Below are 26,783 nucleotides of genomic sequence, written 5' to 3'. Positions count from 1 at the left end.
AGCATCCCGCGATCAGCTAGAACGCGAGTCATGAGCACCAGCCCCCGCCCACCCCTCCGGGAGGTATCCATGGAGATGCTCATCAACGTCGCCGAGACCGTGGTCGCCGACGCGCTCAGGGGAATGGCGGCCGCGCACCCGGAGCTGATCGTGGACGTCGAGAACCGGGTCATCGTCCGCGCGGACGCGCCCGTCGCGGGGAAGGTCGGGCTCGTCTCGGGTGGCGGGTCCGGGCACGAGCCGCTTCACGGCGGGTTCGTGGGGCCCGGCATGCTGTCGGCCGCGTGCCCCGGTGAGGTGTTCACCTCGCCGGTTCCCGATCAGATGGTGCGGGCCGCGGCGGCCGTGGACAGCGGTGCGGGCGTGTTGTTCGTCGTCAAGAACTACACCGGCGACGTACTGAACTTCGACATGGCCGCCGACCTCGCCGAGGACGAGGGCATCCAGGTCGCCAAGGTCCTCGTGAACGACGACGTGGCGGTGACGGACAGCCTGTACACGGCCGGGCGGCGCGGTACCGGCGCCACCCTCTTCGTGGAGAAGCTCGCGGGCGCGGCGGCCGAGGCGGGCATGCCGCTGGAGCGGGTGGAGTCGATCGCCCGGCGCGTGAACGAGAACTCCCGCAGTTTCGGTGTGGCGCTCAGCGCCTGCTCCACCCCCGCGAAGGGCTCCCCCACCTTCGATCTGCCCGCGGGCGAACTGGAGTTGGGCGTCGGTATCCACGGTGAGCCCGGCCGTGAACGGCGCGCGATGATGACGTCCCGGGAGATCGCGGACTTCGCTGTCGACGCCGTACTCGACGACCTGAACCCGCGCGATCCGGTGCTCGTCCTCGTCAACGGCATGGGCGGCACGCCACTGCTCGAACTGTACGGCTTCAACGCGGAGGTCCAGCGCGTCCTCGGCGAGCGTGGCGTCGCAGTGGCCCGCACCCTCGTCGGCAACTACGTGACGTCCCTCGACATGGCGGGCGCCTCGGTGACGCTGTGCCGCGTCGACGAGGAACTGCTCGGCCTGTGGGACGCTCCGGTCCGCACCCCCGGGCTGCGCTGGGGCATGTGACCCTGCGGGGAGCCGAGCCCGTCCTGGCCCCGCGGGCAGCCGGGCCCCGCCCGGTCCCGCAGGGAGCCGAGACCGTCCGCCCCCGCGGGCAGCCGAACCCCCGCCCCGCCGACGCAAGGAGTTCCCGTGCTCGACGCCGCCTTCTTCCGCCGCTGGCTCGCCGCGGCCGCCGCAGCCGTCGACCGTGAGGCGGACCGGCTCACCGAGCTGGACTCCCCCATCGGCGACGCCGACCACGGCAGCAACCTCCGGCGCGGCTTCACGGCCGTCGTCGCCACGTTGGAGAGCACGTTGGAGAACACGTTGGAGAAGGAGCCGCCGGACACTCCCGGCGCCGTCCTGAGCCTGGCGGGGCGACAGTTGATCTCCACCGTGGGCGGCGCGTCCGGTCCGCTGTACGGCACGCTCCTGCGTCGCACGGGCAGGGCGCTCGGCGACGCTCCCCGGGTCGCCAGGGGTGATCTCGCCGACGCGCTGCGGGCCGGGGCCGACGCGGTGGCCCAGCTCGGCGGTGCCGCTCCCGGCGACAAGACCATGCTGGACGCCCTGGTGCCTGCGGTCGACGCACTCCCCTCGTCCTTCGCCGCGGCCGCGGAGGCCGCCGTCCAGGGCGCCCTCGCGACCGTTCCGCTCCAGGCCCGCAAGGGCAGGGCGAGCTACCTGGGCGAGCGCAGCATCGGCCACCAGGACCCGGGAGCGGCCTCCTCCGCCCTGCTCTTCGAGACATTGGCCGAGACGGCGGAGACCGAGAGAGCAGAGAGAGCAGAAAGAACAGAGGCAGCAGAAGGAGCAGAGGGAACAGAGGGTGTAGCAGGAAGGGGCGGTCATGAGTGACCGCAAGCCCCTCGTGGGCATCGTCCTCGTCTCCCACAGCGGCCCCGTAGCCGATTCCGTGGCGGCCCTCGCGGGCGGCCTTGCGGGCGGCCTCGCGGGCGGCCTCGCGGGCGGCCTCGCGGGCGGCCTCGCGGGCGGCCTCGCGGGCGGCGCCACCGCACCGGTGTCCGCCGCCGGCGGCACGCGGGACGGCGGTCTCGGCACCAGCTCCGAGCTGATCACCGCCGCCGCGCGCCGCGTCGACCGGGGCGCGGGCGTCGCGCTCCTCGTCGACCTCGGCAGCGCCGTCCTGACGGTCAAGGCCCTGATCGCCGACGGCGGCGAACTCCCGGACGGGGCACGGCTCGTCGACGCGCCCTTCGTCGAGGGCGCGGTCGCGGCCGTCGTGACGGCCTCGGCGGGCGCGGACATCGCGGCGGTGGAGAAGGCGGCGCAAGAGGCGTACGGGTACCGGAAGGTGTGAACCCGCACGGCTACTACGTGTGAACCCGCACGGCCACCACTCCGCTCCACTCCACTCCACTCCACTCCGCTCCACTCCACTCCGCTCCGCTCCATGCAGCTCGGCCCATGTGCTTGGCCCTCCCCTCTTGATGTGACCCCATCACTCCTGCCAAATTGGTCCGGACCAATTGTGTCGAGTGGAAGGCACCACCGTGCGACGGACCCCCCACCCGCCCCGCCACGCACTCCCCCTCCGGACCGCCTGCCTCCTCGTCACCGCTGTCGTCTGCGGGGTGAGTTCCTGCGCCTGGGGCGGTGGCGAGAGCGAGGGCACCCGGCTGCCCTCCGCGCCGCGCGGCCTCACCGTGCAGGCGGGCAGCGCCACCTCCGTGCACGTGATGTGGAACAGCACCACCGACGGGACGGACATCGGCGGCTACGAGGTCTACCGCGGCACCGACAAGGTCAAGGACGTCGCGGCCGACCAGCACATGGTCGACATCACCGGGCTGAAGCCGTCGTCCACCTACGTCTTCTCCGTACGTGCCCGCGACACCAAGGGCAACGTGAGCCCCGACAGCAGGAAGCTGAAGGTCAGCACGCCCGCGGCCACGGCCGCCGACCGCAAGGCCCCGTCCCGGCCCGGCACCCTGCGCGGCGCGGCCGAGGGCGGGCACGCGGCGACCCTGGCCTGGGGGAAGTCCAAGGACAACCGCAGCATCGCCTCGTACGAGGTCTACCAGGGCGGTTCGAAGATCCACAGCGTCGGCGGGGGCACCACGGACACGCTGATCACCGGTCTGCGGCCGGGCACCACGTACACATTCACGGTCAAGGCGCGCGACGCCGCCGACAACTTCTCCCCCGCGAGCCCGGCCGTGCGCGTCACCACCGCCGCGGGCAAGGACAGCGGACGCGCCACGGCCCCGGCGGACTTCAGGGCCCGTACGCACCGCTCGTCCGACAAGGCGTACTACATCGACCTCGCCTGGACGCCGCCGCGCACCGGCGGCGCGGTGACGGAGTACCAGATCCATCTGGACGGCCGGAACGCCACCTCGCTGGTCTTCGGCGGCGAGACACCGACGGACAAGGCCAAGCACAGCTTCTACGTGGGCCGGGAGGCGGGTGCGACGCACCGCGTGAAGCTGCGCGCCAAGCTGCCCGACGGCACCTGGGGCGGCTACTCCCCCGAGCGGACCGTCACCACCCGCTGACGCAGGACCTCCGCCGTCCGCAGACACCAGTCGTACGTCTCGCGCTCGAAGGCGAGGCCGCGCCTGCACGTCAGATAGGGCCCGATCCGCCTGCCCGTGCGCAGGAACTCCTCCTCGTCCGCCGCCCCGCGCAGCCGCACCAGGAGCTTGCCGAGGACCTCGGCCTTGGCCTCGGCGACCGCCGCCCGCTCCTGGAGCTGCGCGATCACCGGGGCCGGGTCGACGCCGTCGACGGCCTGCACCTTGACCAGCAGGTCGTCCCTGATGAAGGACGGCTTGGCGGGTGTCGTGGCGAACCGCTCGAGTTCCGCGACGCCCGCCTCCGTGACGTGGAACATCCGCTTGTTCGGCCGCCCCTCCTGCACCACCTCGCGCCCGGCGACGAGCCCCTCGTCCTCCAGGCGCGACAGTTCCGCGTACAGCTGCTGCGGCAACGCGTGCCAGAAGTTGGCCACGCCGATGTCGAAGCCCTTGGCGAGCTGATAGCCGCTGAACTCGCCGTCGAGCAGCGCCGCGAGCACCGCGTGCCGCAGAGCCATGGTCACCCCGTTCTCGTTCGGTCCGCCACGCGCTTCTTGTCCGTCCTGTCTTGTCCGTCCTGCCGCGCTCCGCCATCATAGTAAAGAATCAGAGTAGTCATATTCTTGACTATGGCCAGCTCCTCGAAGAGGTTCTCCATGAGCACAGCGCAAGGCGCCGACACCGCCGCCCGCTTCCGCGAAGCCGTCGAGAAGCGTGCGCTCTCCTCGATCGAGGAGCTGTTCACGCCGGACATCCGGCTCTACAGCCCGGTGAAGTTCCAGCCCTTCGAGGGCCGCGAGTCGGTCATGGGGCTCTTCGGGGTGCTGCTGCGTCTCTTCGAGGACTTCCGGTACGTCGGGTCGTACGAGGGCGCGGCGCGGACCAGCTACGACGGCAGCGAGGCGGAGTCCGCCGTGCTGCTGTTCCGTACGACGGTGAACGGCAAGGAGATCCACGGCATCGACCTGCTGCACTTCGACGAGGACGGCCGGATCAAGGAGTTCACGGTCATGGTGCGTCCGCAGTCGGCGGTGCGGGCGCTCGGCGAGGCCGTGTACGCGGGCCTGGTAGCCGACGGCCTGGCGCCGCCGCTCGCCGCGGAGCGGTGACGCCGGGCCGTCGTGGCGGCCGGGGGGCTCAGGCGGGCAGCGGCACATCCAGGCGTGCCTTGCGGTGGCTGAAGGTCGCGATCGAGTGCGGGCCGTGGTAGGCGCCGAGCCCGCTCTCGCCGACGCCGCCGAACGGCAGCTCGGGTACGGAGAGATGGGCCATCGGCAGGCCGAACCCGAGCCCGCCCGACGACGTCTCCGCGGCCAGCCGCTCCCGGGTGCCGTCGGAGTCGGTGAAGGCGTACAGGGCGAGCGGCTTGTCCCGGTCGTTGATGAAGTCGATCGCCTCGTCGAGGCCGTCCACCTCGACGATCGGCAGGACGGGGCCGAAGATCTCCTCCCGCATGACCGGCTCGTCGGGGCGCACCCCGGCGAGCACGGTCGGCGCGATGTACTTGGCGGCGCGGTCGGTCTGCCCGCCGGTCACGACGCGGCCCGAGCCGAGCAGGCCCGTGAGCCGGTCGAAGTGCCGCTCGTTGACGATGCGGCCGTACGCGTCCGACGCCGCCGGGTCCGCACCGTACTGCTCCTCGATCGCCTCCGTCAGGGCGGCTTCCAGGGCGCGGGCGGTCGTGGGGTCGGTCAGGACGTAGTCGGGGGCGACGCAGGTCTGCCCCGCGTTGGCGAACTTGGTGCGGGCCAGACGGCGGGCGACCTCCGCGGTGTTCACTCCGGCGTCGACGAACGCCGGTGACTTGCCGCCCAGTTCGAGGGTGACCGGGGTCAGGTGCTCGGCCGCGGCACGCATGACGATCCGGCCGACGGCGCCGTTGCCGGTGTAGAAGATGTGGTCGAAGCGCTGGGCGAGCAGGTCCGTGGTCTCGGGCACGCCGCCCTCGACGACGGCGACGGCGTCCGTGTCCAGGTAGCGCGGCAGCAGCCGGGCGATCACGGTGGAGGTGGCGGGTGCCATCTCGCTGGGCTTGACGACCACCGAGTTGCCCGCGGCGAGCGCACCGGCCACGGGGACGAGCAGCAGTTGCACGGGGTAGTTCCACGGCGCGACGACGAGGACGACGCCCAGCGGGTCGTACTGCGTGCCCGCGCTCGCCCGGTCCCCGAAGACGCCGCTGACGTCGACGGACTCCGGGCGCAGCCACTCCTCCAGATGCTCCAGGGTGTGGTCGATCTCCCGTACGGAGAAGTCGATCTCGGAGCGGTAGGCCTCGGCGCGCGGCTTGCCGAGGTCCGCGTGCAGGGCGTCCGCGATGTCCTCGCGGTGCTCGGTGAGCAGCTCGCGCAGACGCGTGAGCTGCTGCTTGCGCCAGGCCAGGGGGCGGGTGCGGCCGGAGCGGAAGGTGGCGCGCAGGCGGGCCACCAGGGCGCTCGGGTCCTCGGGGCCGTGCGTGGGGGTGCTGTCGTCGTTCATGAGTTCCTCAGGGATGTGGCTGACGGTACGGGTGTCGTTGAAGGGGCCGGCAGGAGCCCGGTGAGCAGGGCGTCGGTGGCGGGGCGCAGCAGGTTCGCCCCGTCGGGCGTGGACTCCAGACCGATGACGAGGGCGAGGCAGATGTCGGCGGCACGGGCGGGGGCGCCATCGACCGCGCCGCCCGCGCCGCGCGCGCCCGCCGCCGCGAACTGCGCCGTGAGCAGCTCCCGCAGCCGTTCGGTGAAGGCGTCGCAGATGTCGCCGGAGAGCCGCGCCTTGGTGTCGACGAGTTCGGCGGTGTGCGGCGAGCCACCGACGAGGTCCAGGACCAGGCCGAGCTTGGCGGCCAGGATGCCGTGGACGCGCTCGGCGGTCGGCGCGTCGGACACCGCCGCCGCCTCGGCCCGCTCCAGGGCCCGGTCGTGCAGGCGGCGGGCGAGACGGCGGACCGCGTCGTCCTTGCCGCGCACGTACTGGTACACCGCCGACCGCGAGACGCCCATCTCGCCCGCGATGTCGTCCACCGTGGTGCGCCGCACGCCGTATCTGGTCAGGCAGGTGTAGGTGGCGTCGAGGACGTCGCCGAGTCGGTCGGTCGCCATGGCTCCAGCCGATTCCTTACTTGTTGAACTTGCTGACGTTCTGCGCGCAGAACGTCAGGCTGCCGTGCTCTCGACGGTAGGCGACCCTCCCATAGACGGCCAATAGGATGTTCTGCATGCCCCATAGGAAATCCGATGCCTCGGGCGTGAGCCGGGGGCGGTCGCGCGCGCCGCTCGATCTGTCGCTGCTCCGTACGTTCCTCGCCGTGCACCGCTCCGGCTCGTTCACCGCCGCCGCACGGGTGCTCGGCCTCTCGCAGCCGACGGTGACGACGCAGATCCGCTCCCTGGAGCAGCAGCTCGGGCGCGAGCTGTTCGAGCGCAGGCCGCGCGGCGCCGTCCCCACCTCCGTCGCCGACGAGCTGGCCGCGCAGGTGGCGGCCCCGATCGACGCGCTCGCGGCGGTGGCCGACCGCGGCCCGCTCGCCGCCGAGAAGCGCCCGGACCCGGTGCACCTCGCGGGTCCCGCCGAGCTCGTGTGCGCCCGGGTGCTGCCCGCCCTCGCGCCGCTCACCGGTCGGGGCGTCCGGCTGCGCGTCACCATGGGCCTGACCGACGACCTGCTCGACGGGTTGCGCGGTGGCCGCTTCGACCTGGTGATCTCCACGGTCCGGCTGCGCGGGCGCACGCTCGTCGCGGTGCCGCTCGCGGACGAGGAGTTCGTGCTCGTCGCCGCGCCCGCCTGGGCGGAGCGCGTCGGTCCGGGGCGGGTCGCCGCCGAGGGGCCCGCCGCGCTGCGTGACGTACCGCTGCTCGCGTACGCCGACGACCTGCCGATCGCCCGCAGGTACTGGTGGCACGTCTTCGGTGAGCGGCTCACGGAGGAGCCCGTGATCACGGTGCCCGATCTCCGCGGGGTGCTCGCGGCGGTCGTGGCGGGGGCGGGCGTCAGTGTCCTGCCGCGCTATCTGTGCCTGGACGCGCTGGCCTCGGGGGCGGTGGTGCCGCTGCTGCTTCCCGAGGACCCGCCGATCAACACCCGCTATCTCGCGCAGCGGCCCGGCACTCCCGCGAATCCGCACGTCCAGCTCGTCCGCGACCTGCTGCTCCGGTCCGCTCCGGCCTGGTGACGCGTCCGGTCGCCGCCCAGGGCCGGTCCGCGCCGATCCGCCGCGGCGGCCGCTCGGCCTGCGGCCGGACGACGGAATCCGTCACCTGCCCGGCGTCCGTCCGCATGCGGCGCGGGCCGGCGCCGCGTTGGCTCGACGTCAGGTAGCACGGGCGTTTCCCAACTCCGGCGGCGCATGGGACGTACCGCCTCCCGTGCCACCGGAGGGAAGACGCATGCGCACCACCCAGATATCGCTGCTTTCTCCGCGCTCCGCACTGACCGTCGCCGCCATCGCACTTCCGCTGGCACTCTCCGCCCCCGCGGCGGTCGCGGGTCCGGGGATCACCGTGACCGTCAACGGGTCGACCGTGCAGGTCACCACGGCCGCGTGCACCGACGGCGGCAAGGCGGCGCTGATGAGCAACGGCACCGCCAGCTTCGCCTCGGGGCGGCAGGCCGAGCTCTCGGGCGGTACCGCGTCCTGGCCGAACGTCGCACCCGGCACCCATACGGTGGCGGTCATCTGCGCGGACGGCTCGGCGGCGGGTTCACAGAGCGTGACGGTCGGCACCAGGCCGACGTCTACGCCGACGGTCTCGTCGACGACGGCGCCCCGCGGTGTGCGCGGCGGCGTCGGTGGCGCGGTCGAGGACTACGGCACGCTCACGCTCGCCGCGGGCGGGGCCATGGTGGCCGTGGCCGCGGCGGGCGGTGTCTGGTTCGTGCGCCGCCGTACGGCCCGCGACCGGTACTGACCCGGTCTGCGGGACTCCCCCACGGCCGGACCGCAGGTGGTCCGGCTCCCCTCTCCGGCCGGGGTCCGTCTTCCCGGCCGCCGACCGGCCCGCGTCCGGCCCCGGCATCGTCACCGGGGCCGGACCCGGGCCTTCGCGGTGCGAGCCCGGCCAGGCCTTCGCGGTACGGGGACGGGGCCCGGCCTTCGCGGCACGGAGCCGGGGCCAGGCCGTCGCGGTCCAGGTCCGGGTCCGGGGCGGGCCGACGCCCCCTTGTCCGCCCTTCGTGCACGCCTTACGGTCCTCCCAGTCGACGGGGAGGACCTCCATGTCACGACCGCTCAGCGTGCAGCTCTACTCCGTGCGCACGGAGTCCGCCGCCGACCGCGCGGGGACGCTGGGGCGGCTCGCGGCGATGGGGTACGGCGCGGTGGAGGCGTTCGACGTCACCGACGACGCCGCCGGGCTCCGGCGGATCGCCGACGACCTGGGCCTCGACGTGTCCGGCGCGCACGTCGTGCAGGTGCTGACCGGTGACCCGGGCCCCGTGTTCGACGCGGTCGCCACGCTCGGCACCGACCTGGCGATCGTGCCCGCCGGGTTCCCGCACGAGGACTTCACCGCGTACGACGGCCTCGCCCGGGTCGCGGAGCGGCTCAACTCCCTCGCGGCGCGGGCCGGCGAGCACGGGCTCCGGCTCGGCTACCACAACCACTGGTGGGAGATCGAGCCGCGCCTCGCGGACCACGGCGGCCGGCACGCCCTGGAGGTCCTGGCCGAACTCCTCGACCCGGCGGTGTTCCTGGAGGTCGACACGTACTGGGCGGCGGTGGGCGGCGCCGACGTGCCCGCGCTCCTCGGCCGCCTCGGCGAGCGCGTCGCGGCCCTGCACCTGAAGGACGGCCCGGGGACGAAGGACGACCCGAACGTCGCCGTGGGCGGCGGCACCATGCCCGTGCCCGAGGTCCTCGACGCCGCACCCGGCGCGTGGCGCGTGGTCGAGTTCGACGCGTGCGCGGGCGACCTCTTCGGTGAGCTCCAGGCGAGCCGCGCCTACGTCAGCGCGCTGGAGGCGGTGTGAACACCGGCCCCGTCGGCGTCGCCGTGGTCGGCGCGGGCGTCATCAGCGCCGAGTACCTGCGCACGCTGGGCTCCTTCCCCGACATACGGCTGGTCGCGGTCGCGGACCTGCTTCCGGAGCGCGCGACCGCGGCGGCCCGCACGCACGGCGTCCCGCTCGCGGGCGATCTGCCCACGGTCCTGGACGAGCCGGACGTCGAACTCGTCGTCAATCTCACCGTGCCCGCCGCCCACGCGCAGGTGGCGACGGCCGCGCTGCGCGCCGGGAAGCACGTGTACGGAGAGAAGCCGTTCACGCCGACGCCCGCCGAGGCGGAGAAGCTGATCGCCGAGGCGTCGGAGCGTGGCCTGCTGCTCGGCGGCGCCCCCGACACCTTCCTCGGCGCGGGCCTCCAGTCGGCGCTGCGGGCGATCCGCGCGGGGCACATCGGGGTGCCCGTCGCGGCGACGACGGCGGTGCAGAGCCTCGGCCCGGAGTCCTGGCACCCGGACCCGGGGTTCTTCTACCAGCCGGGCGCGGGCCCGCTGTTCGACCTCGGGCCCTACTACCTGACGGCCCTGGTCGTGCTGTTCGGCAGCGTGGAGCGGGTGGCGGCGACGGCGGCTCGGGCCCGCGAGCGGCGCACGGTGGGCTCCGGGCCGCGGGCCGGCCGGACGTTCCCGGTGGACGTGCCGACGCATGTGAGCGCGCTGCTCGACTTCGCGTCGGGGGTGAGCGCCAACTCGACGTTCAGCTTCGACAGCGCCCACCCCCGTATCCGGTTCGAGATCACCGGCACCGACGGCACCCTCGCCGTGCCGGACCCGAACACCTTCCGCGGCCCGCTGCGGCTGCGGACCAACGGCAGCGAAGACTGGCGCGAACTGCCCGTGACGGGGCGCACGGACGGGCGCGGCCTCGGTGTCGTCGACATGGCGCGGGCCGTCCGCGCGCACGAGGCCCCGGCCGCGCACGCCGCCCGGGGCGGTGTCGCGGGCCCGGTGGCGGCGGTCCGGGCGTCGGCCGCCCTCGCAGGACACGTCCTCGCGACCATGACGGCGATCACGCGGTCCGCCGCCACCGGGGCGTTCGTGCCGCTGTCCGCCCAGGTCGTGCCCCCGCCGCCGCTCCCCGAAGGCTGGGACCCGACTGCGGCCACGCTCACGGCGGGGTGAGTCGCCCCTCCCCTCACCTCACTCGTCCCGCCCGGTGTCCAGCTCCTCCAGGGTCCGTGTGAGCCAGTGCGTCCAGAACGTCTCCAGGTCGATGCCCGCCCGCAGCACCACATGGCGCAGCCGGTCCTCCATGCTGTCCCTGCCGGGCGGGAAGTCGCGGCGCTCGATCTCCTCGTACTCCGCCAACTGCGCCTCGTGCAGGGCGAGGTGGCGGCGCAGGTCGTCCTCGATGCCGTCCGTGCCGACGACGGCCGCGGCCCGCAGGCGCAGCAGCAGGGCGTCGCGGAGCGGTTTGGGGTCCTGGCTCGCCGCCGTCCAGCGGGCCAGTTCGTCCCGGCCCGCGGGCAGCACCTCGTACTCCTTCTTCTGTCCGCGCGTGGCCCGTGCCGACGGCAGCGCGCGGATGAGCCCCTCGCGCTCCAGTCTGCCCAGTTCGCGGTAGATCTGCTGGTGCGTGGCCGACCAGAAGTAGCCGATGGACCTGTCGAACCGGCGCGTCAGCTCCAGGCCCGAGGACGGCTTCTCCAGCAGGGCGGTGAGGATCGCGTGCGGGAGTGACATGACAGCATCCTAGGGACGGCGCGGTGCCCTCCGGCGGGACGGCCGCGCGGGCGGGCCGTCACCGCGTGGTGGGCGCGACGTCCTGGCGGCGGCAAGGGCGGCGGCACAGGGCGGCGCCACAGCGCAGCGACACAGGGCGGTGTCACAGTGCGGCGGCACAGGGCGGTGTCACAGCGCTGCGGCCAGCTCCGTGCCCTGCTTGATGGCGCGCTTGGCGTCCAGTTCGGCGGCCACGTCGGCGCCGCCGATGAGGTGCGCGTCGACGCCCGCGACGAGCAGTTCCTCGTACAGGCCGCGGCGCGGCTCCTGGCCGGAGCACAGGACCACCGTGTCGACGGGGATGGTGCGCGTCTCGCCGTCGACGGTGATGTGCAGGCCCTCGTCGTCGATCCGGTCGTACCGGACCCCGGCGACCATCGACACGCCCCGGTGGCGCAGCTCGGTGCGGTGGATCCAGCCGGTCGTCTTCCCCAGGCCCTGGCCGACCTTGGACGTCTTGCGCTGGAGGAGGTGGACGGTGCGCGGCGGCACCGGCCGGACGGGAGCGGTCAGACCGCCCCGGTCGCGGTAGTCCATGTCGACGCCCCACTGCTTGAAGTACGTCGCCGGGTCCAGGCTGGCCTTGTCGCCGCTGTCGGTCAGATACTCCGCCACGTCGAAGCCGATGCCGCCCGCGCCGACGATCGCGACCCGCTCGCCGACGGGCGCCCCGTCACGCAGGACGTCGAGGTAGCTGACGACGCACGGGTGGTCGATGCCGGGGATGTCGGGGGTGCGCGGGGTGACTCCGGTGGCGACGACCACCTCGTCGTGACCGGCCGCGGCGAGCTGCTCCGCCGTCACCCGGGTGTTCAACTCGACGCGTACGCCGTGCAGTTCGAGCTGGGTGCGGAAGTAGCGCAGCGTCTCGTCGAACTCCTCCTTGCCGGGGACGCGGCGGGCGATGTCGAGCTGGCCGCCGATCGCGGGCGCGGCGTCGTACAGCGTCACGTCGTGGCCGCGCTCGGCCGCCGCGACCGCGCAGGCGAGGCCCGCGGGACCCGCGCCGACGACGCCGACGCGCTTGGCGCGCCGGGTCGGGGAAAGCACCAGCTCCGTCTCGTGGCAGGCGCGCGGGTTCACCAGGCAGGAGGTGATCTGGAGGTTGAAGGTGTGGTCGAGGCAGGCCTGGTTGCAGCCGATGCAGGTGTTGATGGTCTCGGGCCGCTCGGCGCGGGCCTTGGCGACGAAGTCCGGGTCGGCGAGGAGGGGGCGCGCGAGCGAGACCATGTCGGCGGCGCCGTCGGCGAGCAACTGCTCGGCGATCTCGGGGGTGTTGATGCGGTTGGTGGTCACCAGGGGCACGGTGACCTCGCCCATGACCTTCTTGGTCACGAAGGTGTACGCGCCGCGCGGCACCGACGTGGCGATGGTGGGGATGCGTGCCTCGTGCCAGCCGATGCCGGTGTTGATGATCGTGGCGCCCGCCGCCTCGATCTCCTTGGCGAGGTGGACGACCTCGTCGAGGGTGGAGCCGCCGGGCACCAGGTCGAGCATGGAGAGCCGGTAGACGATGATGAAGTCGGGGCCGAGGCGGGCGCGGGTGCGGCGGACGATCTCGACGGGGAAGCGGATGCGGTTCTCGTACGAGCCGCCCCACCGGTCGGTGCGGTGGTTGGTGGGCGCCGCGATGAACTCGTTGATCAGATAGCCCTCGGAGCCCATGACCTCGACACCGTCGTAGCCCGCCAGTTTCGCCAGCTCGGCCGCGCGCACGAAGTCCTCGACGGTCTGCTCGACCTCGTCGTCCGTGAGGGCCCGGGGCGGGAACGGGCTGATCGGCGCCTTGATCGCGCTCGGTGCGACCAGGCCCTCGTGGTAGGCGTAGCGGCCGAAGTGCAGGATCTGCATCGCGATCCTGCCGCCCTCGCGGTGCACCGCGGCGGTGACGCCCGCGTGCTGCGCGGCCTCCGCCTCGGTCGTCAGCTTGGCGCCGCCGTCCCACGGCCGGCCCGCCTCGTTGGGGGCGATGCCGCCGGTGACGATGAGGCCGACACCGCCGCGCGCCCGGGTCGCGTAGAACTCCGCCATCCGCGCGAACCCGTCGGGCGCCTCCTCCAGGCCCACGTGCATCGAACCCATCAGGACCCGGTTGGGCAGGGTCGTGAAGCCCAGGTCGAGGGGTTCGAGCAGGTGCGGGTAGCGGCTCTCGGCGCTCATGCGGGCGGACCTCTCTCGTACGCGTACGCCCTGCGGGGGCGTCGGCGCGATGCGGCTGTCGTCAGCACAGTTCTAGGGCAGCCCCCACCCTTATGCAACTAGTTGCACTACATCTGGCGGCGTACGGAGACGGAGGTCACAGCGGCGGCGACGGAAGCCGGAACAGCGCCATCGAGGTCACAGCGGCAGCGACCGCTCCTGGACGACGTGCTTCATGACGAGCGTCGAGCTGAGCCGCTGGACGCCCGGCAGCGTCGCGAGTTCCTCGTCGTACAGGCGCTGGAAGGCCCGCAGGTCCTTGCTGACGATGCGCAGCAGATAGTCGGGGTCCCCGAAGAGTCGCTGGGCCTGCACGACGTTCGGGATGTCGGCGACCGCCGCCTCGAAGGCGGCGACCGTGTCCCGGTCCTCCTGCCGCATGGTGACGAAGACCAGGGACTCGAAGGTCAGGCCGACGGCCTCGGGATCGAGGACGGCGCGGTACCCGCGCACCGCACCGCGGCGCTCCAGTTCGCGCAGCCTGCGGTGGCACGGCGAGAGGCTCAGCCGCACCCGCGCGGCCAGCTCGGTGACCGTCAGGCGGCCGTCCTTCTGCAGCTCGGCAAGGATCTGCCGGTCAACGGTGTCCATGGAGAAGATTCTTCCACGGACATCCCCGTGTCCGGCGGATCTTGGGAACACCTTCGGGCAGATCGGAACTAATCTCCCCCGGGTCAGCGCACCGCAAGCCACCATCCGGGAGAACGAACACCCCATGGCCGTCAGCTCCGTCACCGCTTTCTGGGCGGTGTCCGTCCTGCTCATCCTGGTCCCCGGAGCGGACTGGGCGTACGCGATATCCGCGGGGATCAGGGACCGCTCGGTGGCTCCCGCCGTCGGCGGTCTCCTGCTCGGCTACGTCGGTCTGACCGCCGTGGTCGCCGCGGGCGTCGCGGCCGTCGTCGCCGACCACCCGGCCGTCCTCGCCTCCCTCACGCTGCTCGGCGCGCTCTATCTGATCTGGCTCGGCGCCACGACCCTGAGCCGGCCGGGCACGCCGCAGGCGGCACCGTCGGCGGCCGCGGACGGTGCCGGTACACGGCGGGCCCGGATACTCCAGGGGGCCGGGATCAGCGGCCTCAACCCGAAGGCACTGCTGCTCTTCCTCGCCCTGCTGCCGCAGTTCACGCAGCCCGGCGACGGGTGGCCGCTCGCCCTCCAGATCAGCACCCTGGGCCTGGTCCACATCGTCAGCTGCGGCGCGATCTACTTGTGCGTGGGCGTCCTCGCCCGTACCGTCCTGCGGGCCCGCCCCGCCGCGGCCCGTGCCGTCACCCGGGTCTCGGGGGCCGCGATGATCGTCATCGGGGTGGTCCTTGCGGTGGAGCAGCTGACCTGAGGCCGGCCCGCGCGGGGGCCGCCGAGGCCCCCGGCAGCCGCGAGCGCCCCGTCCGAAACCCGCCAGCCGCCCGTGCCGTCGCGGCGCAGACTGGTGACTGTCACCACCGGAGGCCCTTCCCCCGGAGTTCCACACCGGAGGCCCTCCGACGGAGCTTTACCACCGGAGGCCCTTCCCCGGAGCCCCCGGAGCAGGACAGAAGCATCAGAGAGAGGACAGGCGCGATGACCGGCACCACGACGACCGCCGCCCGTACGGCCCTTGTCCACACGACCGTCGAGAGCCCGCTGGGCGAGCTGCTGCTTGTGGGCCGGGCCTCGGACACCGCGCCCGGCGGGACGGCGCTCGTCTCCCTGTCGATGCCGGGGCAGAAGGGCGGCGCGGTCGTCCAGGGCGGCTGGGTGCGCGACGACACGGCGTTCACGGCGATCGCCCGGCAGCTCGACGCCTACTTCGCGGGCACCCTGACGGACTTCGCCATCGAGTACGCCGAGGGGGCGGGCACCGACTTCCAGCGCAAGGTGTGGCACGCCCTGGACTCCGTGCCCTACGGCACCACGACCACGTACGGGCAGCTTGCGGCGGGGCTCGGGCTCTCCCGGGCGGCGGTCCGCGCCCTCGGCACCGCCATCGGCCGCAATCCGCTCCTCGTCGTCCGCCCCTGCCACCGCGTCATCGGCGCGGACGGCTCTCTGACCGGCTACGCGGGCGGCCTCGACCGCAAGCGTCGGCTGCTCGACCTGGAGTCGGCATGAGCGGCCGCGCGCCGCGGGCGGCAGGGGCCGTGACCACTCCCGGGCCGGACGCGGCGGCGGCCCGCTCCCGCGTCGACGCCGCCGACTGGTCGGAACTCGCCACCGAACTCGACGCCCACGGCTGCGCCCTGACCCCGCGGCTGCTCGCTCCGGAGGAGTGCCGCGCGCTCGCCGCGCTCTACGCTGACACGGCCCTGTTCCGGTCGACGGTCGACATGGCCCGGCACCGCTTCGGATCCGGGCAGTACCGGTACTTCAGGCATGAACTGCCCGCGCCGGTCGCCGCGTTGCGCGCGGCGCTCTATCCGCGGCTGCTCCCGATCGCCCGGGACTGGGCGGGCCGGCTCGGCCGCCCCGCGCCCTGGCCGGACCGCCTGGAGGACTGGATCGAGCAGTGCCACGCGGCGGGCCAGGCGAAGTCGTCGCAGATCCTGCTGCGGTACGAGAGCGGCGACTGGAACGCGCTGCACCGCGACCTGTTCGGCGACCTCGTCTTCCCGCTCCAGGTCGTCGTCGGCCTCGACACTCAGGGAACGGACTACACCGGCGGCGAGTTCCTGCTGGTCGAGCAGCGGCCACGGGCCCAGTCGCGGGGCACGGTGACCGTCCTTCCGCAGGGGCACGGCCTGGTCTTCACCACCCGTGACCGGCCCGTGCGCTCCAGCCGCGGCTGGTCGGCGGCGCCGGTGCGGCACGGGGTGAGCACCGTGCGCTCGGGCCTGCGGCACTCTCTCGGCCTGGTGTTCCACGACGCCTAGCCCGCGCGGGCGCCTGGCGTGGTGGAACACCGGGCGGGCGCCGGGAACTAGCGCAGGGTGCTGCCGAAGAGCGCCGCGACGCTCGGGGCCGAGAGGTCCTTGGGGCCGAAGGCCAGGGACTTCTTCGCCGTCAGGCCGGACGCGGTGCCGGGCAGGGACCACACGGCGCCCGCGTCGGCGTTCTCGTGCACCGAGGAGGCGGCCAGGTCGCTGCGGCCGTCGCCGTCGACATCGAGGAGGGCGGTGGCCGCGCCGAACTCGTCGCCCCGCTCGGCGACACCGGGGACGCCCGCGGTGTTCTGGTGGAAGGCCTGCGCGCCGGTGCCGGTGACACCGCTCCTGCTGCCGCGGACCAGGACGACGGAGCCCGCGTCGATGACGCTGCCGACGTCCTCCCCGGGCACGCCGACAGCGATGTCGGCGTAGCCGTCGCCGTCGACGTCACCCACGGCGAGGGAGGCCCCGAAGGAGTCGCCCTCCTCCTCGGCGCCGGGGACGCCGGGGAGGTCCTGGTCGAACTGCTGCTCGTTCCTCAGGCCGGCCGCGCTGCCGTAGGCGACCGTGACCTTGTTGTCCTCGTAGCCGGTGGAGCCGGACACCACGTCGTCGACGCCGTCGCCGTTGATGTCGCCCGCGGCGAGGGCGCCGCGGGAGCCCGGCGCCGAGCCGCGCTCGAAGCCGTCGGCGCTGCCGTACAGGACACTGTTGTTCCACATGCCGTCGCCGTTGTAGTCGTTGATGGCGATGTCGGCGCGCCCGTCACCGTTGAAGTCACCGACGGCCCGCGGGTCGACCGGACCGTTCACGGAGGCCGGGCCGTCGATGCAGACGTCGTGGTCGCGGATGCAGGCCGGGCTCGGGCGCTCGTCGTCGTCGTAGCTCGACCACTGCGACTTCTCCATGAAGTCGAGCTTCTTCGCCGGGGTGCCGGTGCGGGTGAGCGGGCCCTTCCAGAGCCGGGCGCGCTGGGCGATCGGGTCGTCGCCGTAGGAGCCGGGTCCCGCGAAGAGGGCCAGGTCGGTCTTGCCGTCGCCGTCGAAGTCGCCGGCCTGCGGGGCGTAGCCGTAGGTGGCGATCTTCGTGCCGCCGGTGAGGCCGTTCCTGGACCCCCAGAGGACGACCGCGCCCGCGGCGCTGCCCTTGGAGCCGGAGCCGATGACCAGGTCGGTGTAGCCGTCGCGGTCCAGGTCGCCCTTGGCCACCGAGCGGCCGAACTCCTGCTTGGCGGTCGCCGAGCCGGGGACGCCGCTGGTGGAGCGGCTGACGAGCTTCTTCTTGGCGGGGTCGAGCCCGTTCTTGGAGCCGTACGTCACCGCCACGTACCCGGCCTGCTTCTTGCCGGAGACGGTGCCGCCGGGGGCGCCGACGACCAGGTCGGCGTAGCCGTCGCCGTTGAAGTCCTCGGTCGCCTTCGCGGCGGCCTTCTCGGCTGCGGGGGTGGCGGCCTCGGCCCGGCCCTGCCCGAGGGACCAGGCGGTGAGCCCTCCCGTGAGCAGGAACGTGGCGATGAGCGGTGCGGTGAGGCGGATGCGACGGCTTGCGGACGTCATAGGGCTTCGTGGTTCCTTCGTTCGGGGATCGCTGGGGTGAAAGCCATCCGGAATTCACCCTCGCTTCATGTCACTTGACCCGCGACGCGCACCGATGGTTGTGCCCTCACACCACTTCCGCTTCGGCATCGCCGGGCCCGTCCCCCGAGGCCGACCTCCATGTCAGACCAGTTGCCGCGCCTCCGCATCCCGCACCGGCTCCCCCGCGCCCACCCCGTGCAGGACGTGGGCGAGCACCTCCGCGCCCCGCACCACCCGCGGCCCCGGCCGGTTGAAGTACGCCGGGCCGTCCAGGACCCACACCTGGCCCGCGCGCACGGCGGGCAGGTCCGCCCAGCCGGGCAGCGCCTCCAGCAGGGCCCGTTCGCGCAGGGTGCGGTCGGGGCTGAAGCCGCACGGCAGCAGCAGGACGACGTCGGGGCGTGCGGCGCGCACGGCCTGCCAGTCCATCGGCCGGGTGTGTTCGCCCGGCTGCGCGAGCAGCGGGTCGCCGCCCGCGCGGGTGATCTGCTCGGGGACCCAGTGCCCCGCGGGCCACAGCGGGTCGAGCCACTCGACGGCGACGACGCGCGGCCGGGGCCGCCCCCGGGTCAGCCGCCGTACGGTGGCGAGCCGTCCCCGCAGGGCCGCGCGGCGCTCCCGCGCGACCGTGCCCGCGCCCAGCAGATCGCCCACCCGCACCAGGCAGTCCAGTACGTCGTCCAGGCGTCGCGGTTCCAGGCTGAGCACCCGCGGCCCCGACCCCTGAAGGACGCGCACCGCCTCCGTCACGCTGCCGTACGACACCGCGCACACCTCGCAGAGGTCCTGGGTGAGCAGCACGTCCGGGGCGAGCGCGGACAGGGCGTCGACGTCGAGTGCGTACAGCGAGGAACCGCTGTGCGTGCCGCCGCCCACGGCCGCGGAGATCTCCCGGCTGCTGAGCTCGTCCGGGGAGAACCCGGCAGAGGTGACCACCGGCACGGCCGCCACCTCCGCGGGCGGCCAGTCGCATTCGTGGGTGCGGCCCACGAGGTCCGCGGTCAGGCCGAGCTCGGCCACGATGTCGGTGGCCGCGGGGAGCAGGGAGACGATGCGCATGCCTCGACGGTACGTTCACGCGCCGCGCGGGAGCCTCGGGGGCGGCGCGCCCCCGGTCACGGGCGGCGCGGCGGCGCGAAGGCGACCGGGGCCCGGAAGCGGGCCTTGCGGGCGGCGCGCCGCAGGACGGTGAGCACGGCGGGGCCCGCGAGCGTGACGCAGACGAAGTTCGTCACGGCGCGCCCGGTGTCCCAGCCGAGCGAGGTGGCGAGGTCGAAGGCGATGTAGCGCTGCCACTGCTCGGTGAAGGGCAGCCCCGGCAGATAGGCGATGGAGCTGTCGGGGTCGAGCGAGAACGGCCAGAAGGACAGGTTGAGCAGGAACCCGAAGAGATAGCCGGAGAGGGACCCGTACACCGCGAGCATCAGTACCTCGGCCCGCCCCCGGGCCCGCGGCAGGAGCCCCGCCAGCATGCCCACGAAGGCGCAGCCGAACATCTGGTACGGCATCCACGGCCCGACCCCGCCGGTGATGAGCGCGGAGGCGAACAGGGACGTGCAGCCGAGCGTGAACCCGAATCCGGGCCCGTACACGCGCCCGGCGAGCACGAGGATGAAGAAGACGGTCTCGATGCCCGCCGTGCCCGCGCCGAGCGGCCGTATCGCGGCGTTCACGGCGGACAGGACACCGAGCATCGCGAGGGCCTTGGAGTTGATGCCGCCCTCGGCGATCTCCGAGATCACCACGCACAGGACGAGGACGAGCAGCACCCCGAAGATCACCAGGGGGGCGTAGGTCGAGCCGAACGTGCCCGGGTCGACCACGAACGGCCAGAAGAAGGCGACGACACCGAGGAAGGCGGCCATCGCGATGACGACGCCGGCGCGGGGCGTGATCCGGATCGCCGTGGTGCGCGGCTCCAGCGCTCCGCTCACCTCCCCCCACCCCCGGCGGCGTCGGCGAGGGCGGCGGTGACCTGCTCCACCGTCAGATACGGCAGCGGCGCGAGCACCTTGGCGACCTGCGGGGCGAACACCGGTGAGGAGACGATCACCTCGGCGGCCGGGCCGTCCGCGACGATCTCCCCTTCGGCCATGACCACCACCCGGTCGGCCGTCCTCGCCACGAACTCCACGTCGTGCGTGGACACCACGACCGCACGCCCCTCCGCCGTCAGCTCGTCCAGGATCCGCGTCAGCTGGGCCTTGGCCCGGTAGTCGAGCCCGCGGGTCGGCTCGTCGAGGAGGACCACGCCGGGCGCGGCGGACAGCTGGACGGCGAGGACCAGGGCGAGCTTCTGGCCCTCGGACAGGTCGCGGGGGTGCGTGGCGTCGTCGATGCCGGGGGCGATCCGGTCCAGGATCGCGCGCGCGGAGGGCCCGTCCGCGAGGGCCGACTCGGCGTCCGCCTGGTCGAGTTCCTGCCGCACACTCTCCAGGTAGAGCAGGTCGGTGGGGGTCTGCGGGACGAGCCCGACCAGGCGCCGCGCCTCGGTCGCGGACACGGCACCGGGGTCCCGGGCACCGGCCGGGTCACCGGCCGCACCGGAGCCACCGGCTCCGCCCGCGCCCCACGGCACCACCCGCACCGTCCCGCCCGTCCGCGGCCCCGACCCCTGGAGCGCCCACAGGAGCGAGGACTTGCCGGAGCCGTTGCGGCCCATCAGGGCGGTGGTCTCGCCGCCGCGCAGTTCGACGTCGGCCTCGCGCACGGCGGGCAGGAGCTGCCCCCGGTGGCGGACGCTCACTCCGCGCGCGTCGAGCAGCCGGGGGCGGTCACCGGCGGCCGGGGAGGGCCTCGCCGCGGGGACGGCGAGCCCGGCGAGGCGGGTGCGCAGCGGGGCGGCGGCCCGGCGTGCGTCGCGCACCGACAGGGGCAGCGGTGTCCACTCCGCGTCCCGGCCGAGCTCCACGACCGGCGGCGCCACGCCGGCCGTACGGAAGACGTCGGCCGGCGGCCCGGAGACGACCCGGCCGTCGCCCGGCAGGTGCAGCACGCGGTCGGCGTACTGCACGACGCGCTCCAGGCGGTGCTCGGCGAGCAGCACGGTGACGCCGAGGTCGTGCACGAGCCGGGTGATCGCCGCGAGGACCTCCTCGGCGGCCGTCGGGTCGAGGGCGGAGGTGGGTTCGTCGAGGACCAGGACGCGCGGGTGGGCGGTGAGGACCGACCCGATGGCGACGCGCTGCTGCTGGCCGCCGGACAGCTCGTGCAGGGCGCGGTGGCGCAGCTCGGCGAGGCCGAGGAGGTCCAGGGTCTCCTCGACGCGCTTGCGCATGACGTCGGGCGGCACGGCCAGCTGCTCCATGGCGTAGGCGAGTTCCTCCTCGACGGTGTCGGTGACGAACCCGTCCAGGGGGTCCTGGCCGACCACGCCGACGACGTCGGCGAGTTCCCGGGGCGGGTGCCCGGCGGTGTCGCGGCCGTCCACGGTGACCGTGCCGTACAGGGTGCCGCCGGTGAAGTGCGGGACGAGGCCGTTGACCGCGCCCAGGAGCGTGGACTTGCCGACGCCGGTGTGGCCGACGACGAGGCAGAGTTCGCCCTCCTCGACGGTGAGGTCGACGTCGCCGATGACGGGTTCGTCGGTGTCGTCGTACTGGACGGTGACGTGGTCGAAGGTGATCACTTGGCGGTGGCTTTCCGGGAGCGCCGGGCGGACTCGCGCGGGGCGGGGGCGGGGGTGGCGCCGGTGGCGGGCAGGGGCGGCGGGGCGAGGAACCCGGCGGCGCCCGCGAGCAGGATCGCCGCCGTCGGCACCAGCGGCAGCGTGGGCCAGCTCAGCGGATGGAGGGTCGGGTTGAGCGCGGCGGCGTCGTAGCCGACGTCGGCGAAGAGGAGCACGGCCGACACGACGCCGCAGCCGGCCACCGTCCACTCCTCGAACCGCCAGGGGTCGGGCCGGTACGCGGTCCTGGTCACGCGCCGCCCGCCGAGCCGCAGCCCCGCCACGCACAGCGCCGCCCCGGCCGCGAGCGCGGGCAGCCCGAGGAACCCGGGCGTACCGGCGTCGAGCAGCCCGTACGCTCCCGTGCACAGGCCGCACATGCCCGCGAGCAGCAGTCCCCCGGTCAGCCGCCGGGACGCCTTGGTGGCCCGGCCCGCCCTGCCGTAGCCGCGTGAGTCCATGGCCGCCGCGAGGCGCAGCGAGCGCTCCAGGGCGTCCTCCAGGACGGGCACGACGATGCCGCGCAGCGCGCGCAGCCCCTTGGTGCGGCCCGCGCGCAGCCGCCGGGCGCGGTGCACCCGCTGCACGCTCTGGACGAGTTGGGGTGCGACGCTGATCGACACGGTGACGGCGACCCCAAGTTCGTACAGCGCTCCGGGCAGCACGCGCAGGGCCCGCTTGGGGTTGGCGAGGGTGTTCGCCGCGCCGACGCAGCACAGCATGCAGGCCAGGCGCAGACCGTCGACGGCGGCCGAGAGCAGGGCCTCCAGGGAGACCGGGCCGCCGAGCCGGATGCCCGCGTACCAGTCGGGCGTCGGGATGTGGGGCAGCGAGAACAGGAAGTGGTCGTGCGGGGTGATGCCGGAGGCGAAGACCGCGCGGAAGACGACGCGGATCGCGACCACGGTGAGCGCCAGGTACAGGTAGTACTTGAAGCCGCGCGCCCAGGGGGCCTCCGTGCGGCGCATGCCGATCACGTAGCCGAGGACGGCGAGGACGAGGAGGAGCAGCAGCGGGTTGTTGGTGCGGCTGACGGCGGTGGCGAGCGCGAGCGCCCACATCCACCAGGCCAGCGGGTGCAGGGTGCGCGGCAGTCTGCGCTCGTCCGCGCCCGGCAGGGCGCCGGACACCGACGAGCGCGCGGCGGCGGTGGTGCGGAGCGCCACCCGCTACTCCGTACGGCGGCGGCGCCGCGCCGCGTGGACGCCCGCGCCGCCGACCAGCAGGACGAGGGCGCCGGTGACGACGGCCGGTACGTACGAGCCGCTGTCGTGGGCGGCGTCGGCGGCCGGGGCGGCGTCGACGACCTCGGTGGACGGCTTGGCCGCGGCCTTGGGCGCGTCGGCGTCGGCGGAGGGCGACGCATCCGTGGACGGGGACGGAGAGGGCGACGGCTTCTTGCTCGCGGAGGGCGAGGGGGGCGTGGTGCGCTTCGGCTTCGGCTTCGGAGCTGGCCGTTCCGTCACCGGCCTTTCGGGAACGGGGTGTTCGGGCGCGGGGCGTTCGGGCGCGGGGCCGGTGTCGGTGCCGGGTGGCAGCGGCTTCGCGGTCTTCGTCTCGTGCGGGGCGGGTGCCCGGCCGCCGGTGGGGCGGGTGTTGTGGGCGCGCAGCTGGTCGGGGGTGACGGTGGGGCGGCCCTGGGTGCCCTCGACGTTGGTGCCGCCGAAGATCCACAGGTCGACGCTGCCCGGCTTGGGCTTGTAGAGCATGGCGCCGAGTTGGCTGTACTTCCAGGTGTTCGCGCCCGGGTCGGCGTGCCAGTAGGACCAGTAGGCGGTGGCGGGCGGGGTGAGGACGCAGTCGTCCTGGGCGGCCGTCGGGAACTGCTTGCCGCCCTTGAAGCCGCTGTAGCCGATGCGGCAGATGAACGCGGGGCCGTCGTGGCCGGTGCCGGTGGTGCGCCAGCCGCCCTGGTTGAGCAGTTCGTAGCCGGTGGTGGGCGTGGTGCCGCAGGAGCGCAGGATCGGCCCGCCCCAGTCGCTGAAGTCGACGGCGAGCACCGCGCCGGAGCGGGTGGTGCACTGGCCGATGGGCCGGGGCGCCGCCGCGGCGGGGACGGTGGTGACGGCCTGCGCGCCGACGGCGAGGGCCAGGGCTCCCACCGCGCCGAGGACGGCGCGCGCCGGCCGGCGGAGCACGGAGCGCCTTTCGTTGCGGCGGATCACAGGGTGCCTCTCGTCATGGCGGCTCATGGGGTGTCTCCCTTGGCGGGGGATCACAGGGTGCCTCCCCTGACGGCGGATCACAGGGCGCCTCCCCTGGCGGCGCGGCGGCGTGCGACGACGACGGTGCGCCATCCGGCGATGCAGAGGGCGAGGGCGGCCAGGGCGAGCCCCGTCGCCTGCACGCCGGTGGAGGCGAGCGGCCCGGTGGGCGTGTCGTCGGACGCGGTGCCGCCGGGGCCGCCGGAGCCGCCGCCGGTCCCGCCGTCGGCGCCGCCGCCAGGGGTGAAGATGTCGGTGCCGCCCCCGTCCGGGGTGCTCCCGGGCCCGCCCGCGGAACCGCCCGGCGGCTGCGGCTCGGTGCCCTCCAGGCTCCGGGCGAGCGTGCCGAAGGAGGTGCCGATCACGCCGCCGAGTGCCTGGGTGGAGGCGCGCACGTCCGAGCCGCGCCGGCCGCCCGCGGCGACGTTGAAGCCGCCGTCGGTGTTCTGCTGGCGTGCCAGGAACTTCCGGGCCTTCTTGATCTGGGCCTTGTACTTCGGTCCTGCCAGGGACAGGCCCTGGACCGCGAGGGCGGTGGAGTTGACGGAGTCGCCGGACGCGCCGCGGAATCCTCCGCTTCGGAGCTGCTTGGAGGCGATCCACTTCAGTGCCTTGGCGACCGCCTTGCCGGACGCGCGGTCCCCCGCGAGGTCCAGGGCCATGGCGGCCATCGCGGTGGAGTCGACCTCGGAGTCGCCGGTCGACGGAATGAGACTCGGCCAGGCGCCCGAGCCGCTGTGCTGGAGGCCGCGCAGATAGGCGACCGGGGTGCGGGCCGCGGCCTTCTCCCCGGCCCGGAGCTGCGCGATCACGCCGAGGGACTGCGAGAACACCGAAGGGGCGTACCGGTAGGCACCCTTGGCCGCGCAGCTGCGGTCGGGGCTCCGGCTCGGCTTCTGGCACACGGCCTTGCCGAGTGCCGCGATCAGGTCGTGCCCGGCGAAGTCGCGCGGGTCGCGGCCGACGGCCTGGGCGAGCACGGCGACCTTGCCGATGGACCCGCCTGCGGCGTGCGAAGTGCCGACGCCCGTCCAGTCGTTGACAGTGCGTCCGCTGCCGCTGGCGTCCTTGCCCCGGCCGTCGAGGAAGTCGACGATGCCGCGCAGGGTGTCGTTGTCGGTGCCGGTGGCGGCGAGGGCGTAGGCGCCGTCGATGGTCAGGCCGTAGTCGGCGAAGCCGGTGCCCGCGGCGTTCTCGTAGTAGTGACCCTGCTTCAAGCGTGCGCCCGACGTGAGGTAGCGCGTGCCCTTCTTCAGGTCGGGGCCCTCGCCGGGGCGCCACGGGGGGTTGCCGCCGGTGGCCGGGGGCTGGGTGGGCTTGGACGGGCCGGTCGGGTCCGTGGGGTCAGTCGGATCGGTGGGATCCGTCGGGTCGGTGGGTGGCTCCGGCCGGTCCGGGCGCTTCGTGGTGAGCGCGGCCAGGCTGGTGCGCGCGCCCGCGACGGCCGCGGCCCAGGTCGGATACAACTCGGCGTCGCGGGCGCCCTCTTCGGCGCCGAAGCCGCCGGGCTTCGTCTGCTGCCGGGACAGCCAGGAGACGGCGGCGTCCGCGCGCACCGTGTCGCCGAGCACGCGCAGCACCTGTGCGGCCCTGCCGGTGGCGTTCACGTCGCCCGTCGTCCCGTCCGGGTAGGCGGCGAAGGCACCGGTCGGGCGCTGCGCGGCGCGCAGGTTCTTGCGGGCCCTGACCACGACGTCGGGGTGCCCGCCCGCCTCCTGGAGGGCGAGGACCGCGTACGGCGTGGTGGCGGGGTCGCTGTACAGGCAGACCTCGCCGTCCCGCATCAGCGTCGCGCTGAAGCCGCCGTCCCTGCACTGGTGCGCGGCGAGGCGCGCGACGGCGTCGGCGGGGGCCTTGCGGCCCGCCCGGTGCAGGGCGAGCACGGCGAGTGCCTGGGTCTCCACGTCGCCCACGGCGGGGAAGTCGCCCTTGGCCACGCAGTCGCCCGTACCGCCCGCGGTGCACATGCTCCGGCCGAGGTCACCGGCCAGGTCGTGACCGCCGAAGGAGTGCGGGTCGCCCTCGGTGCTCTCGGCGAGCAGGGCGAGCAGGGCCGCGCCGAGCGGGCTCGGGGCCTTGTCGGTGCCCTGCGGGTAGGCGAACTCCTCGGTCCGCGCGGCGAGATACGCCTTCATCCGGTCCACGGTGCCGCTCCGGCCGCCGGTGGCCGCGAGGGCGAGGGCGGTGTGCGCCGACTGGTACAGGTTGGCGCTCTCCGCGCCCTCGTCGCGGATGTGGTCGCCCTCGGTGAGCCTGCCCCGCAGCCAGGCGTCGGCGGCCTTGACGTCGACCTTGCCGGGCTCGACGACGGGCGGGTGGTCGCCGGGGTCCGTCCCGCCTCCGGCGCGGACCTCGGCGGGGGTGAACTCCGGCCCGCCGGTGGAGCCGCCCACGTCGGTGGGCCCGAACACCCAGGCCTCGACGGAGCCGTGCTTGGGCTTGTGGCTCATGGCGCCGAGCGGACTGTACGTCCAGTGGTCCTGGCCGGGCGGGGCGATCCAGTACGACCAGTAGGCGGTGGCGGGCGGCGTGAGCCTGCACGCCTCCTGGGCGGGCTTCGGGTGCGGCGTGCCCGACTTGAACTCCTTGTGCCCGAGGCGGCAGATGAAGGCGGGCCCGTCGTGCTCGGTGCCCGTCGTCGTGAACCCCGCCTCGTGCAGCAGGTCGTAGCCCGTGGTCGGGGTGGCGTCGCAGCCGCGGACGACCTTGCCGCCCCAGTCGGAGAAGTCCACCGCGACGACGGCGCCCTTGGTGGCGGTGCAGCGGGACAGCGGATCGGCCGCTGCGGGGACGGCGCCGGTGAGCACCAGGGTCCCGCCGCCCAGCGCCGTCGCGGCCGCGCACAGCAGCGCGACGCAGCGCGTACGGACACTCCGTGCGCTCCGGGGACCCGAGCGACCCCGGACGCCCTCGACGCCCCGGCCCGGTCTGCTTCCGTGCCCCACCACTGCCCCCCTGGGCGTCGGCCACAGCGGAGTTCACGTGTTGGGCGGCCCGGGGCCGCGGCCCGCG

General features: G+C 74.1%; 24 protein-coding genes and 1 pseudogene. 12 read left to right on the top strand and 13 right to left on the bottom strand.

The annotated features are described in order from the left end of the window. Window positions 1-69 precede the first annotated feature (69 nt). The 4 genes and pseudogenes from dhaK (at window position 70) to GPA10_RS24110 (ending at window position 3,557) form a co-directional block, all read left to right on the top strand. Window positions 70-1,062, top strand: a complete 993-nt coding sequence (dhaK, locus tag GPA10_RS24125; RefSeq protein WP_157167296.1) for a dihydroxyacetone kinase subunit DhaK — start codon at window positions 70-72, stop codon at window positions 1,060-1,062. Between the two features lie 126 nt (window positions 1,063-1,188). Continuing rightward, a pseudogene (gene dhaL, locus GPA10_RS24120) lies at window positions 1,189-1,803 on the top strand (dihydroxyacetone kinase subunit DhaL); the annotation flags it as partial. 85 nt (window positions 1,804-1,888) lie between these two features. After that, window positions 1,889-2,359 (top strand): PTS-dependent dihydroxyacetone kinase phosphotransferase subunit DhaM, encoded by a 471-nt coding sequence (locus tag GPA10_RS24115; protein ID WP_157167295.1) that lies wholly within the window; start codon window positions 1,889-1,891, stop codon window positions 2,357-2,359. A 193-nt stretch (window positions 2,360-2,552) separates the two neighbouring features. Then, window positions 2,553-3,557: a fibronectin type III domain-containing protein gene (locus GPA10_RS24110; RefSeq protein WP_425505808.1), complete on the top strand. Its 1,005-nt coding sequence runs from the start codon at window positions 2,553-2,555 to the stop codon at window positions 3,555-3,557. Here the strand turns inward: GPA10_RS24110 and GPA10_RS24105 are convergent. Then, window positions 3,524-4,096, bottom strand: coding sequence for a PadR family transcriptional regulator (locus GPA10_RS24105; RefSeq protein WP_058851181.1), 573 nt, complete (start codon window positions 4,094-4,096; stop codon window positions 3,524-3,526). The genes GPA10_RS24110 and GPA10_RS24105 overlap by 34 nt on opposite strands. A 138-nt stretch (window positions 4,097-4,234) precedes the next feature. Here GPA10_RS24105 and GPA10_RS24100 point away from each other — a divergent pair, with 138 nt between their 5' ends. Further along, window positions 4,235-4,687 carry a nuclear transport factor 2 family protein gene (locus GPA10_RS24100; RefSeq protein WP_157167293.1) on the top strand — a complete coding sequence of 151 codons (453 nt, stop codon included), beginning with the start codon at window positions 4,235-4,237 and terminating at the stop codon, window positions 4,685-4,687. Between the two features lie 28 nt (window positions 4,688-4,715). Here the strand turns inward: GPA10_RS24100 and GPA10_RS24095 are convergent, their stop codons facing one another. Together GPA10_RS24095 and GPA10_RS24090 are read right to left on the bottom strand one after the other, a co-directional pair. After that, window positions 4,716-6,056, bottom strand: coding sequence for an aldehyde dehydrogenase family protein (locus GPA10_RS24095; protein WP_058851179.1), 1,341 nt, complete (start codon window positions 6,054-6,056; stop codon window positions 4,716-4,718). Continuing rightward, the gene (locus GPA10_RS24090; RefSeq protein WP_157167292.1) at window positions 6,053-6,658 is read right to left on the bottom strand and encodes a TetR/AcrR family transcriptional regulator; all 606 of its coding nucleotides are present in this window, start codon (window positions 6,656-6,658) and stop codon (window positions 6,053-6,055) included. The genes GPA10_RS24095 and GPA10_RS24090 overlap by 4 nt, the downstream gene beginning before the upstream one ends. 116 nt (window positions 6,659-6,774) lie before the next feature. Here GPA10_RS24090 and GPA10_RS24085 point away from each other — a divergent pair, with 116 nt between their 5' ends. The 4 genes from GPA10_RS24085 to GPA10_RS43445 all read left to right on the top strand — a co-directional run bounded on the left by GPA10_RS24085 (window position 6,775) and on the right by GPA10_RS43445 (window position 10,678). Further along, the gene (locus tag GPA10_RS24085) at window positions 6,775-7,728 is read left to right on the top strand and encodes a LysR family transcriptional regulator (RefSeq protein ID WP_246259624.1); all 954 of its coding nucleotides are present in this window, start codon (window positions 6,775-6,777) and stop codon (window positions 7,726-7,728) included. A 214-nt stretch (window positions 7,729-7,942) separates the two neighbouring features. After that, window positions 7,943-8,464 carry a hypothetical protein gene (locus GPA10_RS24080; protein WP_058851176.1) on the top strand — a complete coding sequence of 174 codons (522 nt, stop codon included), beginning with the start codon at window positions 7,943-7,945 and terminating at the stop codon, window positions 8,462-8,464. Window positions 8,465-8,771: 307 nt separating this feature from the next. Then, on the top strand, window positions 8,772-9,524 hold the full coding sequence (locus tag GPA10_RS24075; RefSeq protein ID WP_157167290.1) for a sugar phosphate isomerase/epimerase family protein: 753 nt from the start codon (window positions 8,772-8,774) through the stop codon (window positions 9,522-9,524). Further along, window positions 9,521-10,678: a Gfo/Idh/MocA family protein gene (locus GPA10_RS43445; protein ID WP_343041273.1), complete on the top strand. Its 1,158-nt coding sequence runs from the start codon at window positions 9,521-9,523 to the stop codon at window positions 10,676-10,678. Before GPA10_RS24075 ends, GPA10_RS43445 begins: the two co-directional genes overlap by 4 nt. A gap of 18 nt (window positions 10,679-10,696) precedes the next feature. Here the strand turns inward: GPA10_RS43445 and GPA10_RS24065 are convergent, their stop codons facing one another. The 3 genes from GPA10_RS24065 to GPA10_RS24055 all read right to left on the bottom strand — a co-directional run bounded on the left by GPA10_RS24065 (window position 10,697) and on the right by GPA10_RS24055 (window position 14,068). Next, window positions 10,697-11,239: a PadR family transcriptional regulator gene (locus tag GPA10_RS24065; RefSeq protein ID WP_157167289.1), complete on the bottom strand. Its 543-nt coding sequence runs from the start codon at window positions 11,237-11,239 to the stop codon at window positions 10,697-10,699. Between the two features lie 168 nt (window positions 11,240-11,407). Beyond that, window positions 11,408-13,438, bottom strand: coding sequence for an NADPH-dependent 2,4-dienoyl-CoA reductase (locus tag GPA10_RS24060; RefSeq protein WP_157167288.1), 2,031 nt, complete (start codon window positions 13,436-13,438; stop codon window positions 11,408-11,410). Between the two features lie 177 nt (window positions 13,439-13,615). Beyond that, window positions 13,616-14,068, bottom strand: a complete 453-nt coding sequence (locus GPA10_RS24055) for an Lrp/AsnC family transcriptional regulator (protein WP_058851171.1) — start codon at window positions 14,066-14,068, stop codon at window positions 13,616-13,618. 124 nt (window positions 14,069-14,192) lie between these two features. Between GPA10_RS24055 and GPA10_RS24050 the strand changes: the two genes are divergently transcribed. The 3 genes from GPA10_RS24050 to GPA10_RS24040 all read left to right on the top strand — a co-directional run bounded on the left by GPA10_RS24050 (window position 14,193) and on the right by GPA10_RS24040 (window position 16,329). Beyond that, a complete protein-coding gene (locus tag GPA10_RS24050; RefSeq protein WP_157167287.1) occupies window positions 14,193-14,816 on the top strand; it encodes a LysE family translocator in 624 nt (207 codons plus the stop codon). Between the two features lie 224 nt (window positions 14,817-15,040). Next, window positions 15,041-15,571: a methylated-DNA--[protein]-cysteine S-methyltransferase gene (locus GPA10_RS24045; RefSeq protein WP_157167286.1), complete on the top strand. Its 531-nt coding sequence runs from the start codon at window positions 15,041-15,043 to the stop codon at window positions 15,569-15,571. Further along, entirely contained in the window at window positions 15,568-16,329 is a 762-nt protein-coding gene (locus GPA10_RS24040) for a 2OG-Fe(II) oxygenase (RefSeq protein WP_157167285.1), read from the top strand. Before GPA10_RS24045 ends, GPA10_RS24040 begins: the two co-directional genes overlap by 4 nt. 47 nt (window positions 16,330-16,376) lie before the next feature. On the opposite strand, the gene GPA10_RS24035 is transcribed toward GPA10_RS24040, so the two are convergent. From GPA10_RS24035 to GPA10_RS24005, 7 genes are all read right to left on the bottom strand, one after another. Then, a complete protein-coding gene (locus GPA10_RS24035) occupies window positions 16,377-17,879 on the bottom strand; it encodes an FG-GAP-like repeat-containing protein (protein ID WP_157167284.1) in 1,503 nt (500 codons plus the stop codon). Between the two features lie 162 nt (window positions 17,880-18,041). Further along, window positions 18,042-18,959, bottom strand: a complete 918-nt coding sequence (locus GPA10_RS24030) for a cobalamin-binding protein (protein WP_157167283.1) — start codon at window positions 18,957-18,959, stop codon at window positions 18,042-18,044. Window positions 18,960-19,015: 56 nt separating this feature from the next. Beyond that, window positions 19,016-19,765, bottom strand: a complete 750-nt coding sequence (locus tag GPA10_RS24025) for an ECF transporter S component (protein WP_241845457.1) — start codon at window positions 19,763-19,765, stop codon at window positions 19,016-19,018. A gap of 65 nt (window positions 19,766-19,830) precedes the next feature. Further along, complete coding sequence (locus tag GPA10_RS24020; RefSeq protein WP_198351692.1) at window positions 19,831-21,528, bottom strand: ATP-binding cassette domain-containing protein; 1,698 nt, start codon at window positions 21,526-21,528, stop codon at window positions 19,831-19,833. After that, the gene (locus GPA10_RS24015) at window positions 21,525-22,733 is read right to left on the bottom strand and encodes an energy-coupling factor transporter transmembrane component T (RefSeq protein WP_425505807.1); all 1,209 of its coding nucleotides are present in this window, start codon (window positions 22,731-22,733) and stop codon (window positions 21,525-21,527) included. The genes GPA10_RS24020 and GPA10_RS24015 overlap by 4 nt, the downstream gene beginning before the upstream one ends. A 3-nt stretch (window positions 22,734-22,736) precedes the next feature. Continuing rightward, complete coding sequence (locus tag GPA10_RS24010) at window positions 22,737-23,759, bottom strand: DEAD/DEAH box helicase family protein (RefSeq protein WP_246259622.1); 1,023 nt, start codon at window positions 23,757-23,759, stop codon at window positions 22,737-22,739. 50 nt (window positions 23,760-23,809) lie between these two features. Continuing rightward, on the bottom strand, window positions 23,810-26,716 hold the full coding sequence (locus tag GPA10_RS24005) for a prenyltransferase/squalene oxidase repeat-containing protein (RefSeq protein ID WP_425505806.1): 2,907 nt from the start codon (window positions 26,714-26,716) through the stop codon (window positions 23,810-23,812). Window positions 26,717-26,783 lie beyond the last annotated feature (67 nt).

Source organism: Streptomyces typhae (genome assembly GCF_009755605.1).
In the GTDB taxonomy this organism is placed as follows: Bacteria; Actinomycetota; Actinomycetes; order Streptomycetales; family Streptomycetaceae; genus Streptomyces; species Streptomyces typhae.
This window is presented reverse-complemented; position numbering and strand designations above follow the sequence as displayed.

Coding starts and splice junctions, on each gene's coding strand:
- dhaK (WP_157167296.1), top strand. CDS start 70: ATGGAGATGCTCATCAACGTCGCCGAGACCGTGGTCGCCGACGCGCTC.
- GPA10_RS24010 (WP_246259622.1), bottom strand. CDS start 23,759: ATGAGCCGCCATGACGAGAGGCACCCTGTGATCCGCCGCAACGAAAGG.
- GPA10_RS24060 (WP_157167288.1), bottom strand. CDS start 13,438: ATGAGCGCCGAGAGCCGCTACCCGCACCTGCTCGAACCCCTCGACCTG.
- GPA10_RS24115 (WP_157167295.1), top strand. CDS start 1,889: ATGAGTGACCGCAAGCCCCTCGTGGGCATCGTCCTCGTCTCCCACAGC.
- GPA10_RS24040 (WP_157167285.1), top strand. CDS start 15,568: ATGAGCGGCCGCGCGCCGCGGGCGGCAGGGGCCGTGACCACTCCCGGG.
- GPA10_RS24050 (WP_157167287.1), top strand. CDS start 14,193: ATGGCCGTCAGCTCCGTCACCGCTTTCTGGGCGGTGTCCGTCCTGCTC.
- GPA10_RS24055 (WP_058851171.1), bottom strand. CDS start 14,068: ATGGACACCGTTGACCGGCAGATCCTTGCCGAGCTGCAGAAGGACGGC.
- GPA10_RS24065 (WP_157167289.1), bottom strand. CDS start 11,239: ATGTCACTCCCGCACGCGATCCTCACCGCCCTGCTGGAGAAGCCGTCC.
- GPA10_RS24095 (WP_058851179.1), bottom strand. CDS start 6,056: ATGAACGACGACAGCACCCCCACGCACGGCCCCGAGGACCCGAGCGCC.
- GPA10_RS24030 (WP_157167283.1), bottom strand. CDS start 18,959: ATGCGCATCGTCTCCCTGCTCCCCGCGGCCACCGACATCGTGGCCGAG.
- GPA10_RS24085 (WP_246259624.1), top strand. CDS start 6,775: ATGCCCCATAGGAAATCCGATGCCTCGGGCGTGAGCCGGGGGCGGTCG.
- GPA10_RS24075 (WP_157167290.1), top strand. CDS start 8,772: ATGTCACGACCGCTCAGCGTGCAGCTCTACTCCGTGCGCACGGAGTCC.
- GPA10_RS24025 (WP_241845457.1), bottom strand. CDS start 19,765: ATGGCCGCCTTCCTCGGTGTCGTCGCCTTCTTCTGGCCGTTCGTGGTC.
- GPA10_RS24080 (WP_058851176.1), top strand. CDS start 7,943: ATGCGCACCACCCAGATATCGCTGCTTTCTCCGCGCTCCGCACTGACC.
- GPA10_RS24100 (WP_157167293.1), top strand. CDS start 4,235: ATGAGCACAGCGCAAGGCGCCGACACCGCCGCCCGCTTCCGCGAAGCC.
- GPA10_RS24045 (WP_157167286.1), top strand. CDS start 15,041: ATGACCGGCACCACGACGACCGCCGCCCGTACGGCCCTTGTCCACACG.
- GPA10_RS24035 (WP_157167284.1), bottom strand. CDS start 17,879: ATGACGTCCGCAAGCCGTCGCATCCGCCTCACCGCACCGCTCATCGCC.
- GPA10_RS24105 (WP_058851181.1), bottom strand. CDS start 4,096: ATGGCTCTGCGGCACGCGGTGCTCGCGGCGCTGCTCGACGGCGAGTTC.
- GPA10_RS24090 (WP_157167292.1), bottom strand. CDS start 6,658: ATGGCGACCGACCGACTCGGCGACGTCCTCGACGCCACCTACACCTGC.